Source organism: Micromonospora sp. NPDC023633, assembly GCF_040640035.1.
Classification (GTDB): domain Bacteria; phylum Actinomycetota; class Actinomycetes; order Mycobacteriales; family Micromonosporaceae; genus Micromonospora.
In genome coordinates this window covers 1-20,084 of record NZ_JBFABB010000026.1, presented here as the reverse complement: position 1 = coordinate 20,084, position 20,084 = coordinate 1, and the positions used below count along the sequence as shown (strand labels likewise).

Below are 20,084 nucleotides of genomic sequence, written 5' to 3'. Positions count from 1 at the left end.
CGGCGAGGGCCCGCTCCCCGGTCGGGGGCGGGCCCTCGTGCGTGTGACCTCCGGCGCGCGGACCGGTGCGACGCCGGTTGACGCGGGTGCGGTCAGGACCGCAGGCCGTTGCGCCGCAGCACGGTGTCGCCGATGACGATGAGCAGCAGCAGCACGGCCAGGCCGACCAGCCAGATGTTCTCGACCCTGCCCTCGTGGTTGCCGCAGAGCATCGCCAGCAGGGCCAGCGCGGAGACCACCGCGCCGATCCGCCCGGACTTGCGGTGCCCGGGCTTGTGCTGGTCTGGCGACGTTACCGGCTCGCTTCCTGCCACTGTCGGTCCTTCCCTCGCGATCGGATCTCCGGTTAGTCTGGCACGCCCCGTGCCGGGACCGGCGCTGGGTCCGACCGATGGGGCGGACCGCACGATCCGCCCGGGCGAGGCGGGCGCCGGCCCGGAGGACGTACGAGGGCCGCAGCGGGGACCAAGGTCCCGGATCCGCCCGGGCGCATCGGCACTACCGGCGTCGCGGGTGGGTCGCCAGACTCCCTCCGGTAGCGTTTCTGGCGTACACCTTGTTTGTCGTTTTGAGGGGGAACTGCGGTGCGAGTGACCGGTACGGGGCACGCCAGCATGCGGATCGACACGGCCGCGGGCAGCATCCTGTGCGACCCGTGGGTCAATCCGGCCTATTTCGCCTCGTGGTTTCCGTTTCCGGACAACTCCCTGCTCGACTGGGAGACCCTCGGCGACGTCGACTACCTCTACGTCTCCCACCTGCACCGGGACCACTTCGACGCGGCGCACCTGAAGCGTTTCGTGTCGAAGTCGGCCACCGTGCTGCTGCCCGCGTTCCCCACCTCCGAGATGGAGGACGAGCTGCGGGAGCTGGGCTTCACCAAGTTCCTGAGGGCGCCGAACGAGCAGGTCGTGGAGCTGGACGGCGGCCTGAAGATCATGATCCAGGCGCTGACCAGCCCGACCGACGGCCCGATCGGCGACTCCTCGCTGTGGGTGGAGTACGACGGGGTCCGGCTGCTCAACCAGAACGACGCCCGCCCCACCGACCTGGGCGTCTTCGCCGAGCTGGGCCACGTGCACGCGCACATGCTCCAGTTCTCCGGCGCGATCTGGTACCCGATGGTCTACGAGCTGCCGCAGGCGGCGAAGACGGCGTTCGGCAAGCAGAAGCGGGACCGGCAGTTCGACCGCACCTGGCGCTACATCGACGACCTGAAGGCCGACCACGTCTTCCCGATCGCCGGCCCGCCCTGCTTCCTCGACGACGAGCTGTGGCAGTTCAACGACATCCACGGCGACGAGGGCAACATCTTCCCCGACCAGTCGGTCTTCCTGAGCGAGTACGCCAAGGTCGGCGGCACCAACGGCGTCGTGCTGCTCCCGGGCAGCGTCGCCGAGATCACCACCGAGAGCTGCGAGACCAGCCACCCGGTGCCGGTCGAGGAGTTCTTCGCGAACAAGGTCGCCCACCTGGAGGAGATGCGCGAGCGCAAGCGGCCGGTCATCGAGGCCGAGAAGGCGTCCTGGCGGCACCCCGAGGTGGACGTGCTCAAGGAGATGCAGCGCCGGGTCGAGCCCCTGCTGGATGAGTCGATCTACCTGGCCAAGGGGGTCGGCGGCCCGGTCCGCTTCGACCTGGTGGGCACCGACAGCTCGGGCGGCGAGACCATCGAATCCATCGTGGTGGACTTCCCGGGCAAGCAGGTCCGGCCGTACGCCGACGAGAAGGTCCGCTACCGGTTCCGTACCGAGCGGGCGCTGATCGAGCACCTGCTGCACATCGGCGAGGTGGACTGGGTCAACTCCCTCTTCCTCTCCTGCCGCTTCTCGGCGGCCCGGATCGGGCAGTACAACGAGTTCGTCTACGCCTTCTTCAAGTGCCTCTCCACCGAGCGCCTCCAGTACGCCGAGGGCTGGTACGACGAGCACGAGCGGACCAGCGACGCCGAGGACATCACCCTCGGCGACTGGGTGGTGCAGCGGCGCTGCCCGCACCTGAAGGCGGACCTGACCCGGTTCGGCATCGTCGACGGCGACCAGCTCACCTGCCAGCTGCACGGCTGGAAGTTCGACCTGGCCAGCGGCCGCTGCCTGACCAGCGTCGGCCACAAGGTGCGCGCCCATCGCGTCGACGCCCAGGCCCCCGCCCCCGCCGGCGAAACCCTGACCTGACGCCCTCCCACCTACCCCGCCCCGCCCTTCCCGCCCCTCCCGCGTCGATCATGCAGTTGTGGTGGGCGACAAAACCGCACCAAGCGGCCTGAAAACCGGGCACCATGACTCCATGGTCGACGCGGGACGGGTGGGCGCGGGACGCGTCAGCGGGAGAGGTCGGTGAGGATACGGCGGGCGGCGTTGTGGCCGGCGGCGCCGATGACGCTGCCGGCCGGGTGGCAGCCGGCGCTGCCGGCGTAGACGCCGTCGACGCCGGTGGCGTACGGCATCCGGTCGGTGAACGAGACGGTGTTGTCGACGTGGTGGATGTGCCCGCCGGTGATGCCGAAGTGCGCCTCGATGCCGGGCGGCGGCAGCGGCACGGCGTCGGCGATCAGGTCCCCGGTGCCGGGGGCGTACCGCTCGCAGATGGCGATGAGGCGGTCGACGTAGCCGGGCAGCGCCTCGTCCCAGGTGGTGCCGGCCAGCTCGTACGGCACCGACTGGACGAAGAGCGCGGACGAGTGGTGGCCCCGGCCGTCGGACAGCGAGGGGTCGACGGTGGTGTGCAGGTACCACTCGATGGTCGGCTCGTCGGGCAGCCGCCCCGCCTGCACGTCCGCCCACATGGCGCGCAGCGCCGCCATCGGCGGCTCGCCGCCCCCGCCGGTCAGCGAGTCCGAGCCGGGCAGCAGGTGGATCGTCGAGCCGAACGGGCTCGGCGCGTCCCCGGGCAGGCAGGAGAAGCGGGGCAGGCCGGTGAGCGCCAGGTTGAGCTTGAGCGTGGTGCCGGGGCGGCGGACCGTCGCCATCCGGTCGGCCAGCGGCGCCGGGAGCGCGCCGTCGGGCAACAGGTCCATCAGCCGGTACGGGTCGCAGGCGCCGAGCACCACCCGGGCCGCGACCTCCCGGCCGTCGGCGAGGACCACTCCGCCGGCCGCGCCGCCGTCCAGGGTGATCGCGCTGACCGGCGTGCCGGTGCGGATCGTCGCGCCGGCGGCCCGGGCGGCGTCGGCGAAGACGCGCGAGACGGTGCCCATCCCGCCCTCGGTGATCATCCATGTGCCGTCGGAGCCGGGCAGCCGGCACATGTTGTGCACGAGGAAGTTGTGCCCGGTGCCCGGGTCGTCGGGGCCGGCGTTCAGCCCGGAGAGGCCGTCGGTGACCGCGTACATGCTGACCAGCAGCTCGGAGCGGAAGTCGAAGCGGGCCAGGTGGTCGGCGACCGAGCCGCGGACGAGGTCGACGAAGACCTGCCGCAGCGCCGGCCGGACGTGCCGCTCGGCGGTCTCCTCGACGGGCAGCGGCTCGGCGAGCCAGGCCGGGGCGAGGTCGTCGCGCAGCGCGGCCAGCTCGGCCTGGAGGGCGTCGTCGGCGGCCACGTCGGCGGGGGAGAAGAACTCCGCGAGCTGCGCCCGGGTGGCCGCCGTGTCGCTGCCGAAGAGCAGGTACGGCGAGCCGGGGCCGCCCGGGGTGGGCAGGAAGTAGTGCGGGTCGCGGCGCAGCACCGGGATGCGCACGTCCAGCGTGGCGAGCAGCTCCGGCGGCATCAGCCCGAGCAGGTACGACCCGGTGGAGTGGCGCAGCCCGGGCACCCTGCGGAACGGGGCCTCGGTGCGGGTGGCCCCGCCGATCACGTCCGCCGCCTCCAGCACCAGCACGTCGAGCCCGGCGCGGGCGAGCAGGATCGCGGACACCAGACCGTTGTGCCCGGCGCCGACGATCACCACGTCGGCCCGGGTCGGCAGCTCGTCACCCATGCCGGGGGAGCCTACTGCCCGCGGGCGCCGCCGGTCAGCCCTTCGCCGCTCCGAACGCCGGAGGCGGGCCGTCGCCCGTCGCCGGGGGCGGGCTGTCACCTGTCACGGACGCCGGGAACGGGCCGTCGCCCGTCGGGGGCGCGTCGTCGCGCGTCGGCGGGTCGGCCAGCAGTTGGGCGGTGAACATCTCCAGTTCCAGCTCGAACAGCGCCTCGGCCTCGGTGACCGCCCAGTCGAACTGGTGGAAGACCTCCATGGCGACCAGCCCGTAGAGCCGGGTCCAGCCGGAGAGGAAGGCGTACGCGACCTCGACCGGCACCTCGCCGTGGCTGAGCCGCAGCGGTTCCAGTCGCCGCCCGCCCAGGCGCTGCCGGAGCAGCTCGGGGGGCGGGGTACGGAAGGGGGACCGGCGCCAGAGGTCGAGGATCGGCCGGATGAAGACGGCGCCGAAGCGGGCGCCGGGATGGTCCGGGTCGACGCAGCCGTCGACGAAGGCGTTCCGCCCGGGGCTCGGGGCGCCGAAGATCAGCCCGAACTCGGCGGGGTGCGCCACGGACCAGGCGCGGAACGCCCGGGACATGGTCAGCAGCTGGTCGACCGGCTCGGCCCCGGCCTCGTCCCGGGCCGCCTCCAGCAGCAGCCGCAGCTCGTCGTAGAGGTCGCCGGCCAGCGCCGCGACCAGCGCCTCCAGGCTGGGGAAGTAGCGGTAGATGGCGGGCGCGGTCATCCCCATGTCGCGGGCGATGGCCCGCAGCGAGACGGCGTCGACGCCGCCCGTCACCAACAGCCGCCGTGCCCCGTCCTTGATCTCGGCGACTGTCGCCGAGCGCAGGCGTTCCCGTCGGCTCGGTGCGCCCATCCGGCTGACTCCCTTGACCGAATCGACCGCCGTTGCGATAGTTAACGGCGTTCACTCAAATGAGCGATGGTCACAGCCTAGCCGTCGGTGGAGGGGGAAGGCGAATGTTCGCCTGGTGGGGACACATGGTGGTGCGACTGCGCTGGGCGGTGCTGGCCGCCGCCCTGGTGCTCGTCGTGGTCGGTTCCACCTGGGGCGTCGGGGTCTTCGGGCAGCTGACCGGCGGCGGCTTCGACGACCCGGCGAGCGAGTCCAGCCGGGCCGCCGAGCGGATCACCCGGGAGTTGGGGCCGCAGGGCGCCGACCTCGTGGTGCTCTGGTCCAGCGACGGGCCGACGGTCGACCAGCCCGCCTTCCGCGACCCGGTCGCGGCCACCGTCGCCGGGCTGCGCGAGCGTCCGGAGATCACCAGCGTCACCACCTGGTACGACACCCAGGCCCCCGTGCTGCTCTCCACCGACCGTCGGGCCACCTACGCGCTGGTCCAGCTGCGGGCCGCCGACAAGGACGACAAGGCCGCCGCGTACGAGGAGTTGCGGCCCGCCCTGGCGGCCCCCGGCGTACGGACCGAGATCGGCGGCGCGACGGCGGCCCTGCACGAGTCGAACACCCAGACCACCGAGGACATCACCCGCGCGGAACTCCTCTCCATGCCGGTGCTGCTGGTGCTGCTCGTGCTGATCTTCGGCGGGCTGGTGGCCGCCTCCACGCCCCTGCTGATCGGCGGGCTCGCCATCCTCGGCGCGTTCGTCGCCGTCCGGCTGGTCAACATGGTCACCGACGTGTCGGTCTTCGCGATCAACGTCATCACCCTGATCGGCCTGGGCATGGCGGTCGACTACGCCCTCTTCGTGGTGAGCCGGTTCCGCGAGGAGCTGGCCGCCGGCCACGGCACCGCCGCCGCGATCCGGCGGACCATGGCCACGGCCGGGCGGACCGTGCTGGTCTCCGGGCTCACCATCGCGCTCGCCATGTCCAGCCTGCTGATCTTCCCGCAGGCGTTCCTGCGCTCGATGGCGCTCGGCGGGATGGCCGCCGTGCTGGTCGCCATGCTGGCGGCGTTGACCGTGCTGCCGGCCCTGCTCGCGGTGCTCGGCCACCGGATCGACGCGCTGCGCGTACCGCTGCCGTGGCGGCGTGGGGCGCGCGGGAAGCGGCCGGCGGCGGGGGAGACCGGCGGCGCCTGGGCCCGGATCGCGCACAGCGTGATGCGCCGCCCGGTGCGCTACCTGGTCGGGGTGACCGTGCTGCTCCTGCTGCTGGCCACGCCGATCCTGCGGATGGAGTTCGGCGGGTTCGACGACCGGGTGCTGCCCGCGAGCGCCGAGCCGCGGGTGGTCTCCGAGCGGATCGCCGCGGAGTTCCCCGGCGGCACGATCGCGCCGATCGACGTGCTCGTCTCCGGGGCGTCCCCGGAGCAGGTGCAGCCCTTCGCCGACCGGGTGGCCGCCGTGCCCGGCGTGACCGGGGTGCAGGTGGCGGCCAACCGGGGCGCGTCGACGCTGCTGACGGTGACCTATCCGGGCGAACCGACCGGCGACGCGGCGCACGACGTGGTCCGGGCGCTGCGCGACCTGCCCCCGCCGGCCGACGCCGAGGTGCTCGTGGGCGGCCGGCCCGGCGTCGATCTCGACCTGATCGACGGCCTCGCCGACCGGCTGCCCTGGATGGCCCTGCTGATGGCCGCCGCGACCCTGGTCCTGCTCTTCCTCGCCTTCGGTTCGGTGGTGCTGCCGGTCAAGGCGGTGCTGATGAACCTGGTGTCGATCGGCGCGTCGTTCGGCGTGGTGGTCTGGATCTTCCAGGACGGCCACTTCGCGGACCTGCTCGGCTTCACCCCGACCGGGTTCATCGAACCGAGCAACCCGATCCTCATGCTCGCCGTGCTCTTCGGGCTGGCGACCGACTACGAGGTGTTCCTGCTCTCCCGGGTGCGCGAGGAGTGGGACCGTACGGGCGACAACACCGCCTCGGTGGCCACCGCGCTCCAGCACACCGGGCGGATCATCACCGCCGCCGCGCTGCTGCTGATCATCGTGGTGGCCGGCTTCGCCACGGGCGAGATGGCGTACATCAAGCTCATCGGGATCGGCATGATCGTGGCGATCGTGGTGGACGCGACGCTGGTCCGGGCGCTGCTGGTGCCGGCCACGATGCGGCTGCTCGGTCACTGGAACTGGTGGGCCCCCGGCCCGCTCGGCCGCGTCTACCGCCGCTTCGGCATCCGGGAGTCCGACGAGCCCGAGCCGGCGACCCCGGAGCGGGTGCTGCGCCAGCGGGAGAGGGCGAGGGTGGCGGAGTAGCCGGCCAGCACGATCACGTGGAAGAGGTAGAGCCAGAGCAGGACCGCCACCCCCGCGCCGATCTCGTCGAAGCCCCCGAACGGCACCCCCAGGTCGATCGGGAGCGAGGCGAAGAGCACGAAGCCGTGCAGGAAGCCGGAGAGGTTGGCCGCGGTGAACGACCCGACGCCCAGCGCGGAGAGCCAGTCCGGCGACGCCGGGCCGACCACCCGGAACACCCAGAGCAGCACCGGGGTGAGCACCAGCCAGACCGCCAGGAACGACAGCACCACCCCCAGCGCGCCGGCCCAACCGCCCTGCCGGACCAGCCCGGTGGTCGTGGGCAGCGCGAGCAGGATCGACAGCAGCAGGGCCGGGGCCGGCGCCAGCAGGGGTAGCAGCAGCAGCCGGCCCCGCCAGCCGACCAGCGACTCGTCGTTGCGCGGCAGGGCGACCGACACGAACGCGCGGCGCAGCCCCTCGCCGTAGAGCGACGCCGGCAGCAGCGACGCCAACGCCAGCAGCGGGGTCAGCCCCACCCCGGCCTCGACCAGCGCCTGCACCGCGTGGGGCGCGCCGATCGCGTCCGGCAGGGTGTCCACGGCGTACGAGGTGAGCCGGCGCACCCGCTCGGCTCCCGCCAGCAGCGAGGTCAGCCAGATCGCCAGCAGGGCCACCGGCACCACGGCGATCGCCCCGTAGAAGGTGATGGCTGCGGCGTGCAGGGACAGGTCCCGCCCCCGCAGCGGGCGGAACGCCGCACTGGTGACCCGCTTCGCCCGTTGCCATCCGCCGCCCATCGCGGCTTCTTTCCCCGTACCGTCCCACGTCACTCACGAGATCGCCGACCGTGACCGGTTCGACGCCCGCGGCGGCCGGCACCCCCGCCAGGGGTCCGGCGCACGGCGGAGCCGCCGGACAGGGTGGGTCCGGCGGCTCCGGCGTGCGGGTGCGGCGGCGGTCAGCCCAGCGGCGGGATCCCGCTCGTGCGGAGGGTGGCGTAGTAGCAGCCGGTGGTGGGCAGGCTCGTCGCCGCCGGCGGGGTCACCCCGTCGTAGAGGGCCAGCAGGAAGTTCTGCGGGCATCGCCGGGTGCTGCCGGTGCGGATGCCGAAGTGCAGGTGCGGCCCGGTGGAGTTGCCGGTGTTGCCGGTGAGGCCGAGCTGCTGCCCGGGCGCGACCGTCGCGCCGTTGCCGACCGACCACGCCGAGAAGTGGCAGTAGGTGTAGACTGCTCCGTCGGTGCCGGTGAGGTTGACGCCCTGGCCGCAGGAGCTGTCGTTGATGATCGTCACGGTGCCGGCCCGCACGGCGTACGCCCTGGTGCCGGTGCCGACGGGGAGGTCGATGGCGGGGTAGTCGTGGTGCGGGTCGTCGTACTCGCCGCGCGGCAGCGCGGTCTTCGGCAGCGGCAGGGAGAAGCTGGGATTGCCGGCGGTGGAGGTGATCCGGACGGCGTCCGCGACGACGTAGCCCGTGGCGGTCGTCCAGCGGCTGACCCCGACGACGGGACGGTCGCCGGCCGCCAGCGTGAAGGTGCCGAGGCTGACCCAACGGCCGCCGCTCGCGCGCTGGTCCACGACCACGGTCTGGTTGCCGCCGGTGGTCGCGACGATGAACGGGGTGGCGCTGTTGTATCCGGCGTCCGCCGGGTACCACACCTCGACGAGGTGCGCGCCGGTGGCGGGGACCGAGGCGCTGAACCAGGCGGCGTCGCTGCCTCCGGTGTAGGGCGTCGCGAACCGGTAGTCGGCGCCGTACTTCTGGCCGGCCCAGGACGACGTGCCCCAGTTGGCGCTGGCGGTGAAGCGCCCGGCGGTCGCGTTGTCCACGGTGGTGGTCGCCGCGGACGCGGATCCGGCCGGGCCGAGCAGCACCATGGCGGCGCCGGTCAGCCCGGCGACCAGGGCGCGCGCGGCGGTGGCGAGTCTCACGAGGTGCCTCCGAGGGTCAGGGGTGCGAGGGCGGGGCAGGTGAAGGTATTCAACCAACAAGGATCGATGATCGTAAGAGACCTACATAGATCGTCATCGTTATTGATCGCGATCCCGCCGGCCGAGCCGTCAGCGACGCGCGCCGCCGCTCACTAAAATCGCCGAAATGGGAATCCTCGCCACGGAACGCCTGGTCCTGCGGGACTGGACCGCCGAGCCGGCCGACCTGACCCGGATCTTCGACATCTACTCCCGCCCGGGGGTCACCCGCTGGCTCGGCGCGCCCGGCCTGCCGCTGACCGACCCGGCGCAGGCCGCCGACCGGCTCGCGATGTGGCGGAAGCGGCATGCGGGACACGACGGTCGGTACGGCACCTGGGCGATCGAGGTCCGCGACACGGGCGTGGTGGCCGGCACGGTGCTGCTCAAGCCGCTGCCCGGGCGGGGCGAGAGCGTGCCGACCGAGGACATCGAGGTGGGCTGGCACCTGCACCCCGACTCGTGGGGCCACGGGTACGCCACCGAGGCGGCCCGGGCGGTGGCGGCGCGCGAACTGGCCGCCGGTACCCGGGAGGTCTACGCCGTCGTGGCGCCCGGCAACGAGGCGTCTATGGCGGTGGCCCGCCGGCTCGGCATGACCCACGTGGGCCGCCGCTCGGACTGGTACGGCGGCGAGTCCCTGGAGACCTTCGTGCTGACCGGCGCCGCCGCCGGGGCCTGAACCGTTCGACGGACCCGTCCCGCCCCGGCTGTCCGCACCAGGATCTCGGGCCGTGCCGGCGCGGTGGTCCCCGGGGCGGGCTACGCGACCTCGACGAAGTCGAGTTCCGCCCAGCGGCTCAGGTGGGTGAACCGGAGCGTGTTGAAGCCCGCGTTGAGCGTGACGTCGACGCCCACCTGCCGCCAGACGTCCCAGCCGGTGTTGGGGTAGGTGACGACCTGCGGGTTCGCGCCGTTGACCGTCAGCGTGTGCTGGGCGTCGCCGTAGCCGGCGGCGTAGGCGACGTGGGCGCGGTAGCCGCCGGCCCGGGGCGCGAAGACGGTGACCTCGACCCAGCTGTCCGCGTGGTCGATGTACGCCACCACCTGTCCCTGGGACGTGTTCGGGGCGGCGCGCACGGCGCAACGGTTGAGCCCGCCGCGCTCGGCCTCGTACCGCACCCGGCTGCCCCGCACCACGGGGTTCCCGCCGGCCCAGCCCAGCGCCGCCACGTACATGCCCCGGGCGGAGTAGTTGTTGATCCAGCCGTGGAACACGATGTGGTCGCCGCCCGCCTCGCGCACCACGTCCGCGCCGCCCGGCCCCCGTACGGCCGAGTCCAGCGACGCCGTGGTCATCAGCGAGCGGTACGCCTTGGTGTAGGGGCCGGTCAGCGAGGTCGACGTGGCGTAGCTGGTCTGGTAGCCGTCGCCGCCGTAGCTGCCGAGCGAGTAGAACAGCACGTACTGCGCGCCGACCTTGGTCAGCACCGGCGCCTCGATGATGCCGCCCTCCTCGGCGCGTCCGCTGCGCAGCAACTCCACCCGGGCGCCCTGGAGGGTCACCCCGTCGGCCGCGACCTGTTGCAGCCAGAGGCTCGTCGGCTGGCCGATGGCGTTGCCGTCGTCCTTGTAGAGCAGGTAACGCAGGCCGGTGCTGTCGGTGAAGCTCGCCGCGTCGATGTCGCCGCCCTCGCCGGCGTTGCAGACCAGCGGCTGGGTGCCGACGGAGGTGAACGGGCCGAGCGGCGACGTGGCCAGCGCGGCGCCCAGGCACTGCCGGCCGGTGGCCCGGCTGCGGGCGGTGTAGTAGAGCAGGTACCGCCCGTCGGCCCGCTGGGACACGTCGGGCGCCCAGGTGAGCCCCCCGTTGGCCCAGGCGCCGAGGGTCGGCATCGCGTCGGGCCGCCTGGTCCACGCTCCGGTCAGCGAGCTGGCCGTGGCGACCGGGACGTTGCCGTGGCCGTTGTTCGTCGAGTACGCGTAGTAGGTGCTGCCGAACTTGACGACATCGGGGTCGGGGAAGTCGCTGGCGATGACGAGCGACGGTGCGGCGGTGGCAGCCTGGGCCACGCCCGGGCTGACGAGCAGTGGGGCGGCGACCAGCACGGCCGCCAGCCAGACGAGACCTCTTCGCATGACGGAATTCAACCACAGTCATCTATGTATCGAAAGAATCCTGCGAGCCCGGCTCGCCTTCCACCCCGGGGGCCGGGCGGCGCGGCGGACCCGACACCAGGAACGCCCGGCCGGCTCCGCGGCCGGCCGGCCGTCGACATCGGTCAGGCCGTCCTGCTGGGCGAGATCGTGTCGCCAGGCAACCGGCGCAAGGACGTGATTGAAGTACCACCCGTTGAGTGCGGCGGCTGCCGGCAGCACCTTCACCATGACCGAGCGCTTCGCGTTCGCCGTAGACCCGGCCGACCTTCTCGACGAAGAGGCGCCCGAGGGAAGCGAGGGGATCCCGGAGGGGCAGGCCGACGCGGAGGGCTGAGGCTCCCAGCGGGGGCACAGCGATGGTGGGGAAGAATGGCCCGGTGACTTCGCCCCGGGAACTCGTCCTGCTCGGCTCCACCGGTTCGGTCGGCACACAGGCCATCGACATCGTGCGGCGTAACCCGGACCGGTTCCGGGTCGTCGCGCTCGGCGCCGGTGGCGGCAACGTCGAGCTGCTCGCCGCCCAGGCCCTCGAACTGCGCGTCGACGCGGTCGGTGTGGCGAAGGCCTCCGCCGCGCAGGACCTCCAGCTCGCCTTCTACGCCGAGGCGAGCCGGCGCGGCTGGGCCACCGGCGACTTCAAGCTTCCCAAGATCGTGGCCGGCCCGGACGCGATGGCCGAGCTGGCGCAGTGGCCCTGCGACGTCGTGCTCAACGGCGTGGTCGGCTCGCTCGGGCTCGCGCCGACCCTGGCCGCGCTGCGCGCCGGGCGTACGCTCGCGCTGGCCAACAAGGAGTCGCTGGTGGCCGGCGGCTCCCTCGTGAAGGCCGCCGTGACGCGGCCGGAGCAGATCGTCCCCGTCGACTCGGAGCACTCGGCGCTGGCGCAGTGCCTGCGCGGCGGTGCCCGGGCCGAGGTGCGGCGGCTGGTCGTCACCGCCAGCGGCGGCCCGTTCCGGGGCCGGCGCCGCGACGAGTTGACGCAGGTCACGCCGGAACAGGCGCTCGCCCACCCGACCTGGAACATGGGGCCGGTCGTCACGATCAACTCCGCCACGATGGTCAACAAGGCGCTGGAGGTGATCGAGGCGCACGAACTGTTCGACGTGCCGTACGCCGACATCGCCGTGATGGTGCACCCGCAGTCGGTGATCCACTCGATGGTCGAGTTCGTGGACGGGTCCACCCTCGCCCAGGCCAGCCCGCCGGACATGCGGCTGCCGATCGCGCTGGGCCTCGGTTGGCCCGACCGGGTCGGCGCCGCCGCCGCCGCCGTCGACTGGACGAAGGCCCACACCTGGGAGTTCGCTCCGCTGGACGACGAGGCGTTCCCGGCGGTCGCGCTGGCCAAGGCCGCCGGCGAGGCCGGGCGCTGCCGCCCGGCGATCTACAACGCGGCGAACGAGGAGTGCGTGGCCGCGTTCGTGGCCGGCCGGTTGCCCTTCCTCGGCATCGTCGACACCCTCCGACGGGTGGTGGAGGACGCTCCCGATTTCGACGAACCGGGTACCGTCGAGGACGTGCTCGCGGCGGAGTCGTGGGCGCGCGCGCATGCGCAGGAGATCATCATCGCGGGTTCGGTGGAAGGAGCTTGATGGCGTACCTGCTCGGGGTGGTGCTCTTCGCCCTCGCGATCCTCATCTCGGTGAGCCTGCACGAGGCGGGGCACATGCTCACCGCCAAGGCCTTCGGCATGAAGGTCACCCGCTACTTCGTCGGTTTCGGCCCCACGCTCTGGTCGTTCAAACGGGGCGAGACGGAGTACGGCGTCAAGGGCATCCCGCTCGGCGGCTTCTGCAAGATCGTCGGGATGACCCCCCAGGACGATGACGTCGATCCGGCCGACGAGCCGCGCGCGATGTGGCGCTACCCGGTGTGGAAGCGGACGATCGTGATGTCGGCGGGGTCGGCCACCCACTTCGCCCTCGCCCTGGTCGCCCTCTGGATCATCGCGGTCACCGCCGGCCTGCCCAACCCGAAGTTCCCGAGCACCGAGGCCGAGATCCGCAAGGAGCCGGCGGTCATCCAGCTGTCGAAGTGCGTGGTCCCGGAGAACACGCTGCGCGAGTGCACCACCGCCGACCCCGCCAGCCCCGCCGCCCAGGCGCAGCTGCGCGACGGCGACCGGATCACCGCCATCAACGGCACGCCGATCAACGACTACGGGCAGCTGCTCACCACCCTGCGCACCCTCAAGCCGGGCGACACGGCGCAGATCGCGTACGTCCGCGACGGCCAGCCGGCCACGGCCAGCACGGTGCTCGCGCAGACCCAGCGGCCCCCGCTCGACGACCCGAAGGGCCAGGTCGCCCCGGTCGCCGCGCTCGGCGTCGGCCTCGTCCCCACCACCCCGACCCGGGTGACGTACGGGCCGGTCGGCGCGTTCGGCGCGACCGCCGACTTCACCGGCGACATGGCCGTCAACACCTTCGAGGCGATGAAGCGCATCCCGCAGAAGGTCCCGGCCCTGTGGACGGCGATCACCGGCGGCGAACGGGACATCGACACCCCGATCAGCGTGGTCGGCGCCAGCCGGCTCGGCGGCGAGGCGGTGGAGAACGACGCCTGGCTGCTGTTCTTCATGCTGTTCGTCTCGCTGAACTTCTTCATCGGCGTGTTCAACCTGCTGCCGCTGCTGCCGCTCGACGGCGGGCACATCGCCATCGCCTGGTTCGAGCGGGCCCGCTCCTGGCTCTACGCCCGGATCGGCCGCGCCGACCCCGGCCGCGTGGACTACCTCAAGCTCATGCCCTTCACGTACGCGGTGATCCTGATCGGTGGCGTGTTCACGCTCCTGACCATCACCGCGGACGTCGTCAACCCGATCACGCTCTTCTCAAGGTGAGTGCCTGAAGTGACCGCTGTCAGTCTCGGTATCCCCGCCGTGCCGCCCCCGCCGCTCGCCCCGCGTCGGCTCAGCCGCCAGATCATGGTCGGCTCGGTCCCGGTCGGTGGGGGCGCGCCGGTGTCGGTGCAGTCGATGACCACCACCCTCACCTCCGACGTCAACGCCACGCTCCAGCAGATCGCCGAGCTGACCGCGTCCGGCTGCCAGATCGTCCGGGTCGCGGTGCCCAGCCAGGACGACGTGGAGGCGCTGCCGGCGATCGCGAAGAAGTCGCAGATCCCGGTGATCGCCGACATCCACTTCCAGCCGAAGTACGTCTTCGCCGCCATCGACGCCGGCTGCGCGGCGGTCCGGGTGAACCCGGGCAACATCCGCCAGTTCGACGACAAGGTCAAGGAGATCGCCAAGGCGGCCGGCGACGCGGGCGTGCCGATCCGGATCGGCGTCAACGCCGGCTCGCTGGACAAGCGGCTGCTCGCCAAGTACGGCAAGGCCACCGCCGAGGCGCTGGTCGAGTCGGCGCTGTGGGAGTGCTCGCTGTTCGAGGAGCACGGCTTCCGCGACATCAAGATCTCGGTCAAGCACAACGACCCGGTGGTGATGATCCGGGCCTACCGCCAGCTCGCCGAGAAGTGCGACTACCCGCTGCACCTGGGCGTCACCGAGGCCGGCCCGGCCTTCCAGGGCACCATCAAGTCGGCGGTGGCCTTCGGCGCGCTGCTGGCCGAGGGGATCGGCGACACGATCCGGGTCTCCCTGTCGGCGCCGCCGGTGGAGGAGATCAAGGTCGGCAACCAGATCCTGGAGTCGCTCGGGCTGCGTGAGCGGGGCCTGGAGATCGTCTCCTGCCCGTCCTGCGGGCGCGCCCAGGTCGACGTCTACAAGCTCGCCGAGGAGGTCACCGCCGGCCTGGAAGGGCTGCCGGTGCCGCTGCGGGTCGCGGTGATGGGCTGCGTCGTGAACGGCCCGGGCGAGGCCCGCGAGGCCGACCTCGGGGTGGCCTCCGGCAACGGCAAGGGCCAGATCTTCGTCAAGGGCAAGGTGGTCAAGACCGTGCCCGAGGCGCAGATCGTGGAGACGCTGATCGAGGAGGCGCTGCGCATCGCCGACGAGATGGGCGCCGAGCTGCCCGAGGAGCTGCGCGGCCTGCTCCCGGGCGCCACCGTGACCGTGCACTGACCCGTCGCGCCGTCGCGCCCCGTGTCCCGGCCGGCAACGGTGTCGTAGTCCCACTCGTCACTCGACCGGCGCGGCACGGGGCGGATCTGGCAGGCTGGTATCCGTGCTGACGGTGCCGGTACGGCAACTGGGGGAGTCGGAGCGCCGCGCGGTCGAGCGGTTGCTCGACCTCGACCCGTTCGCGGGCGCGCAGGTCGCCGAGCGGATCACCGCGCGCGGCCTGGCCTGGTGGCGCGCCGAGGGGCGGGTGCTGGGCTACGGCAGCCGCCGCAACCTGGAGTCGATCTGCTGGCTCGGCGGCAATGTCACCCCCGTGCTCGCCACCGAGCCGGCCGTCGCTGCCTACGCCGACCTGCTCGCCGGCGAGGAGCGGCTCTGCTCGTCGATCGTGGGCCGGGCCGACGCGGTGCTCGGCCTCTGGGACCGGCTCTCCGCCGTCTGGGGGCCGGCCCGGGACGTACGCCCCAACCAGCCCCTGCTGGCGACCGACGCGCTGCCGGCGCTGCGGGCGGACCCGGAGGTGCGGCGGGTGCGCGGCAGCGAGATCGACCGGCTCTTCCCGGCGGCGGTGGCGATGTACACCGAGGAGGTGGGCGTGTCGCCGCTCGCCGACGACGGCGGGCGCGGCTACCGCCGGCGGGTCACCGACCTGGTCCGGACCGGGCGGGCGTACGCCAGGTTCGTCGACGGTCAGGTGGTCTTCAAGGCCGAGCTGGCGGTGGTGACCCGCCGGACCGCCCAGGTGCAGGGCGTCTGGGTGGCCCCCGACTGGCGGGGCCGGGGCATCGCGTCGGCGGCGATGGCGGCGGTGGTGCGCGACGCGCTGCTGCGGGTCGCCCCGACCGTCAGCCTCTACGTCAACGACTTCAACCTGCCGGCCCGCCGCGTCTACGAGCGCTGCGGCTTCCGCCCGGTCGGCACGCTCGCCACCGTGCTCTTCTGACCCGCCGGCCCCGGCGTGCGCACGGGTCGGACGCCCGCCGGCGTGGCCCTCGTCGCCGGCATCGGACCAGGTGAACGACCGGAAAATGCGTTGAGCGGGCCGACTCCACCGGCCAGGCTGGATGCTCCGCCCCGGTCTTCGGAAGGGACTCCGTCATGCGTCTGCTCCGGGACCTGTGGGCCACCTCGCCCCGCCGAATGGCGATCGTGACCTGCCTGGTCGTGCTCGGCGCCGGCGGCCAGGCCGCCGCCGCCGCGCTGGCCGGCCCGGTGCTGGTGCACCGCGCCACCGGGTTCTTCGCGCTGCTCGCCGTGGCGCTGGTCGCCGCCGTCCTGACCGACCTCGTGGTGAGCCTGCTGATGGCCGGGCTGACCGCCGACTGGTCCGCCGACGTGCGGCGTCGGCTGTGCCGGGTCGCGCTCGGGCAGGACCTGCCGACCCTGGAGACCACCCCGGTCGGCGAACTGCTCGACCGCATCGACGGCGACGTCTACCAGGTCGCCGCCGCGGTGCGCAGCCAGGGCGTGCGGATCGCCCAGGGACTGGCGGCGGGCGTGCTGTCGACCGCCGTCGCCCTCGCGGTGTGGTGGCCGGCCGGCGTCGGGATGCTGCTGCTCTCCGTACTGCTGGCCGCCGGGCTGCGCAAGCCCACCGCGCGGATCGGCCCGGCCCGGATGGCCGAGGAGGAGGCATGGTCCGACCTCGCCGCGGTGATGGAGGAGGCCATCCACGGCCAGGACGACGTGCGCACCAGCCTGGCCCGGCCGTACGTGCTGCGCCTCTACGCCCGCCGGGCCGCCGAGGTGCTCCGCCGCGGCGTGCGGGTGTGGCGGATGTCCGCCGAGGTCACCACCGTGGCCGCCGGCGTCATCCGGGCGGGGATCGCGGCCGTGGTGCTCGGCGGCGCGTGGGCGCTGGTCACCGGCCAGGTCGACGGCGCCCGGCTCACCGCGGTCTGGCTGCTCGCCATCGGATTCGGCATGACCGTCGAGCACGTCAGCCGGATGGTCCCCGAACTCCAGTACGCCCTCGGCGCGTGGGGCCGGGTGCAGCTGCTGGCGAACTCCCCGCAGGAGCCCGTGGGCGGGGCCACCCCGGCCGAGGGGGACCTGGTGGTGCGGGGCCTCACCTTCCGCTACGCGGGCGCCGACGACGGGCGCGGCCCCGCGCTGCGCGACGTCGACCTGACCTTCACCCGGGGCCGCTCGTACGCCCTGGTCGGCCGGACCGGCTCCGGCAAGTCCACCCTGGCCAAGGTGCTGACGCGGGCCGTCGACGTGCCGCCCGGCACGGTCTTCCTGGCCGGCGACGACGTGTGCGACCTCGACGTGGAGGCGCTGCGCCGGTGGATCGCCGTGGTGCCCCAGCGCACCGAGATCCTCGCCGGGACCCTCGCCGAGAACGTCGCGCTGTTCGACCCGGACCTGCTCGACGCCGCCGCCCGGGCGCTGCGCGAGCTGGGGCTGGACGGCTGGATCGCCGAGCTGCCCGACGGCCTGGACACCCGGCTGGGCGACGGCGGGCACGTGCTCTCGGCGGGCCAGGAGCAGCTGGTCGCCTTCGCCCGGATCCTGGTGCGGGACCCGCACGTGGTGATCCTCGACGAGGCCACCGCCCGCCTCGACCCGGTGACCGAGGCGCGGGTGCAGCGGGCCACCGAGCGGCTGCTGCGCGACCGGATCGGCGTCGTCATCGCGCACCGGCTCTCCTCCGTGCGCCGCTGCGACGAGGTGGTGGTGATGGCCGACGGCGCGGTGGTCGAGGCCGGGCCGCTGCACTCCTCGGACCGCTTCGCGGAGCTGCTCGCCACCAGCCACGCCACCGCGTACGCCCACGCGGCGCCGGGGGGCCGGTCCGGCGGGCTGGACCTGCTGACCGGCCCCCCGGACCCGTGGCCGCCCACCGTCCCGGCCGAGGCCGCCCCGCCGGCCACGCCTTCGACGGGGGCTTCGGTTGCGCCGGCCGTCGCGCCGGCCGTGCCTGCGCCGGAGGCGTCGGTCGCACCGCCGGCCGGGTCAGCCGACGGCCGGGCGGGCGGGGGCGGATCCGGCGACCCCGAGGAGTCGGCCCCGACGCCCCCGCGGGGACTGCGGGGGCTGCGGGAGATCCTGCGGCTGTGCGTCAACGACGCGCGCTACGGGCTGGCCTCGCTCTCGTTGTTCCTGCTGCTCGTGATCCTCGGGCTGGAGGGGCCGGTGCTGCCCTGGCTCTGGGCCGACCTGGTCAACGGCGTCGGCGACCCGTGGAAGCCGGCGCTGGGGATCGTCGCCGGCCTGCTGGTGACCCTGCCCGTGCCGTACGTCACCGGCCGGTGGTTCCCGCAGTGGTGGGTCCGGCAGATGCTGCGGATCAGCCTGCGCCTGGTGCACGGCCAGACCGGGCCCCGCCGGGTCAGCGGGCACACGCCGGCCGAGGTGGTGGCCCAGGGCGGCGACACCGAGCGGGTGGTGCAGCTCGCCGACAACCTGATGGACCAGGGGATCTCGCTCCTGCTCCTGGTCGCGATGACCGCCGTCACCGGCAGCGTGGTGCCGGGGCTCTTCTTCGCCGGCACGATGCTGGTCTCCGGGCTCGCCGCGACGCTGTTCGGCCCCAACCTGGAACGTTCCGCGCGGGCCACCGTCGCGGCCCGGGCCGCGTTCGCCACCGCGCTGGTCTCCTCGCTGTCGGCCGCCCGTACGGTCAAACTCGCCGGGGCCACCCGCCCGGTGCTGGCCCACCTGGCCGACCTCGACGTGGTCCGCAGCGACCGGCAACGCCGGGAGATCTCGGTGCAGGTCTGGTCCCGGTCGACCCCGTCGCTCGTCAGCGGCCTGTTGCCGATCGGCGCGTGGGCGCTGTTCCTGGCCGGGCACCTGTCGGCCGGTGCCACGCTGGTCGCGGTCGCCACCCTCGCGGCCGCCCGCTGGTTCGCCTGGACGACGGCGTCGCTGATCTCGCAGATCCCGTCGGCGCGGGTGTGGACCCGGCGGACGGTGGCGATGACCGGCGTGGAGGCGTACTCGGCGCCGGTGCCGGAGGTGGACCTCCGCGCGGGAGTTGCCCCGGCACCCGTCGTGCCGCCCCGGCACCCGCTGCGCCGGCTGGAGCTGACGGGCTTCGGCGTCCGGCACACCGACGGGACGGTGGCCGTACGCGACGTCGACCTGACGGTGGAACGCGGGCAGCTGGTGCTGGTCGTCGGCCCGGTCGGCTCGGGCAAGTCGTCGCTGCTGCGGGCGCTGGCCGGCATCGCGCCGCACACCGGCCGGCTGACCTGGAACGGCGATCCCGTCACCGAACCGGAGCTGTTCCTGCGTCCCCACCAGGTGGGCTACGTCGGCCAGCTGCCCCGGGTGCTCTCCGGCACGGTGGCGGACAACATCACCCTCGGCCACCGGGTGGACGCCGCGGCGGCGGTGTCGACCGCCCAGCTCGACCACGACCTGGCGGCGGCCGGGGGCGGGCTCGGGCTGCTGATCGGGCACAAGGGCACCCGGCTCTCGGGCGGGCAGTTGCAGCGCCTCGCGCTGGCCCGGGCGCTCGCCCCGCGTACCGAGCTGCTGGTGGCCGACGACGTGTCCTCGGCGCTGGACGTCACCACCGAGCTGGCGTTGTGGCAGGCGCTGCGCGAGCACGGGGTGACCGTGGTGGGCTCGACCTCGAAGCGCGCCGCCCTGGTCCGGGCCGACCACGTCGTGGTCCTCCGCTCCGGCACGGTCGCCGCCCAGGGCCCCTGGCGCGACCTGGAACCCCACTGGTCCCACCTGGCCGGCTGACCCAACCCTCACCCCCCGGCCCGGCCGACCCCCGGCCCCGCCCCCGGCCGGACTCGCGGTCCCGGCCCCGGCCCCCGGCTCGCTCCGATCGTCGATCATGAGGTTGGCGGCACCGATGGAGATCGACATCGCCGGCCACGCCGCCGTACGCCCCGAACGGGTACGGCCCGAACACGCTCTCCAGGTAGTCGGCCACCTCGACCGTGTCGGCGATCGACCGGTCCGCCGCG

At 73.4% G+C, this 20,084-nt stretch carries 15 protein-coding genes and 1 pseudogene; 9 read left to right on the top strand and 7 right to left on the bottom strand.

Annotated features, from left to right (window positions below):
• Positions 1–92: 92 nt before the first annotated feature.
• The gene (locus AB0G13_RS10955; RefSeq protein WP_357872096.1) at positions 93–314 is read right to left on the bottom strand and encodes a DUF2631 domain-containing protein; all 222 of its coding nucleotides are present in this window, start codon (positions 312–314) and stop codon (positions 93–95) included.
• Positions 315–584: 270 nt separating this feature from the next.
• Here AB0G13_RS10955 and AB0G13_RS10950 point away from each other — a divergent pair, with 270 nt between their 5' ends.
• Positions 585–2,174, top strand: coding sequence for a Rieske 2Fe-2S domain-containing protein (locus AB0G13_RS10950; RefSeq protein ID WP_357872093.1), 1,590 nt, complete (start codon positions 585–587; stop codon positions 2,172–2,174).
• A 146-nt stretch (positions 2,175–2,320) separates the two neighbouring features.
• Here AB0G13_RS10950 and AB0G13_RS10945 read toward each other — a convergent pair whose 3' ends face one another.
• Together AB0G13_RS10945 and AB0G13_RS10940 are read right to left on the bottom strand one after the other, a co-directional pair.
• Entirely contained in the window at positions 2,321–3,916 is a 1,596-nt protein-coding gene (locus AB0G13_RS10945; protein WP_357872090.1) for an NAD(P)/FAD-dependent oxidoreductase, read from the bottom strand.
• Between the two features lie 34 nt (positions 3,917–3,950).
• Positions 3,951–4,775, bottom strand: coding sequence for a TetR/AcrR family transcriptional regulator (locus AB0G13_RS10940; protein ID WP_357872088.1), 825 nt, complete (start codon positions 4,773–4,775; stop codon positions 3,951–3,953).
• Between the two features lie 104 nt (positions 4,776–4,879).
• Here AB0G13_RS10940 and AB0G13_RS10935 point away from each other — a divergent pair, with 104 nt between their 5' ends.
• The gene (locus tag AB0G13_RS10935; RefSeq protein WP_357872086.1) at positions 4,880–7,078 is read left to right on the top strand and encodes an MMPL family transporter; all 2,199 of its coding nucleotides are present in this window, start codon (positions 4,880–4,882) and stop codon (positions 7,076–7,078) included.
• Here AB0G13_RS10935 and AB0G13_RS10930 read toward each other — a convergent pair.
• The 3 genes and pseudogenes from AB0G13_RS10930 to AB0G13_RS10920 form a co-directional block, all read right to left on the bottom strand.
• On the bottom strand, positions 6,982–7,857 hold the full coding sequence (locus AB0G13_RS10930) for a YhjD/YihY/BrkB family envelope integrity protein (protein ID WP_357872083.1): 876 nt from the start codon (positions 7,855–7,857) through the stop codon (positions 6,982–6,984). The genes AB0G13_RS10935 and AB0G13_RS10930 overlap by 97 nt on opposite strands.
• A gap of 161 nt (positions 7,858–8,018) precedes the next feature.
• Positions 8,019–8,405, bottom strand: a complete 387-nt coding sequence (locus AB0G13_RS10925; protein ID WP_357872180.1) for a M23 family metallopeptidase — start codon at positions 8,403–8,405, stop codon at positions 8,019–8,021.
• Between the two features lie 93 nt (positions 8,406–8,498).
• Positions 8,499–8,897: pseudogene (locus AB0G13_RS10920) on the bottom strand (hypothetical protein); the annotation flags it as partial.
• A 259-nt stretch (positions 8,898–9,156) separates the two neighbouring features.
• Between AB0G13_RS10920 and AB0G13_RS10915 the strand changes: the two are divergent.
• The gene (locus AB0G13_RS10915) at positions 9,157–9,711 is read left to right on the top strand and encodes a GNAT family N-acetyltransferase (protein ID WP_357872081.1); all 555 of its coding nucleotides are present in this window, start codon (positions 9,157–9,159) and stop codon (positions 9,709–9,711) included.
• A gap of 80 nt (positions 9,712–9,791) precedes the next feature.
• Here the strand turns inward: AB0G13_RS10915 and AB0G13_RS10910 are convergent, their stop codons facing one another.
• Positions 9,792–11,108 carry a family 43 glycosylhydrolase gene (locus AB0G13_RS10910; RefSeq protein WP_357872078.1) on the bottom strand — a complete coding sequence of 439 codons (1,317 nt, stop codon included), beginning with the start codon at positions 11,106–11,108 and terminating at the stop codon, positions 9,792–9,794.
• Between the two features lie 199 nt (positions 11,109–11,307).
• On the opposite strand from AB0G13_RS10910, the gene AB0G13_RS10905 reads away from it, so the two are divergent.
• The 6 genes from AB0G13_RS10905 (at position 11,308) to AB0G13_RS10880 (ending at position 19,854) form a co-directional block, all read left to right on the top strand.
• Positions 11,308–11,463 carry a hypothetical protein gene (locus tag AB0G13_RS10905; RefSeq protein ID WP_357872076.1) on the top strand — a complete coding sequence of 52 codons (156 nt, stop codon included), beginning with the start codon at positions 11,308–11,310 and terminating at the stop codon, positions 11,461–11,463.
• Between the two features lie 43 nt (positions 11,464–11,506).
• Positions 11,507–12,721, top strand: a complete 1,215-nt coding sequence (gene dxr / locus AB0G13_RS10900; RefSeq protein ID WP_357872073.1) for a 1-deoxy-D-xylulose-5-phosphate reductoisomerase — start codon at positions 11,507–11,509, stop codon at positions 12,719–12,721.
• Complete coding sequence (locus AB0G13_RS10895; RefSeq protein ID WP_357872070.1) at positions 12,721–13,971, top strand: site-2 protease family protein; 1,251 nt, start codon at positions 12,721–12,723, stop codon at positions 13,969–13,971. Before dxr ends, AB0G13_RS10895 begins: the two co-directional genes overlap by 1 nt.
• 9 nt (positions 13,972–13,980) lie before the next feature.
• On the top strand, positions 13,981–15,153 hold the full coding sequence (ispG, locus tag AB0G13_RS10890; protein ID WP_357872068.1) for a flavodoxin-dependent (E)-4-hydroxy-3-methylbut-2-enyl-diphosphate synthase: 1,173 nt from the start codon (positions 13,981–13,983) through the stop codon (positions 15,151–15,153).
• Positions 15,154–15,256: 103 nt separating this feature from the next.
• Entirely contained in the window at positions 15,257–16,096 is an 840-nt protein-coding gene (locus AB0G13_RS10885; RefSeq protein WP_357872065.1) for a GNAT family N-acetyltransferase, read from the top strand.
• Between the two features lie 155 nt (positions 16,097–16,251).
• Positions 16,252–19,854, top strand: a complete 3,603-nt coding sequence (locus tag AB0G13_RS10880) for an ABC transporter ATP-binding protein/permease (protein WP_357872062.1) — start codon at positions 16,252–16,254, stop codon at positions 19,852–19,854.
• The last annotated feature ends 230 nt before the right edge of the window (positions 19,855–20,084 follow it).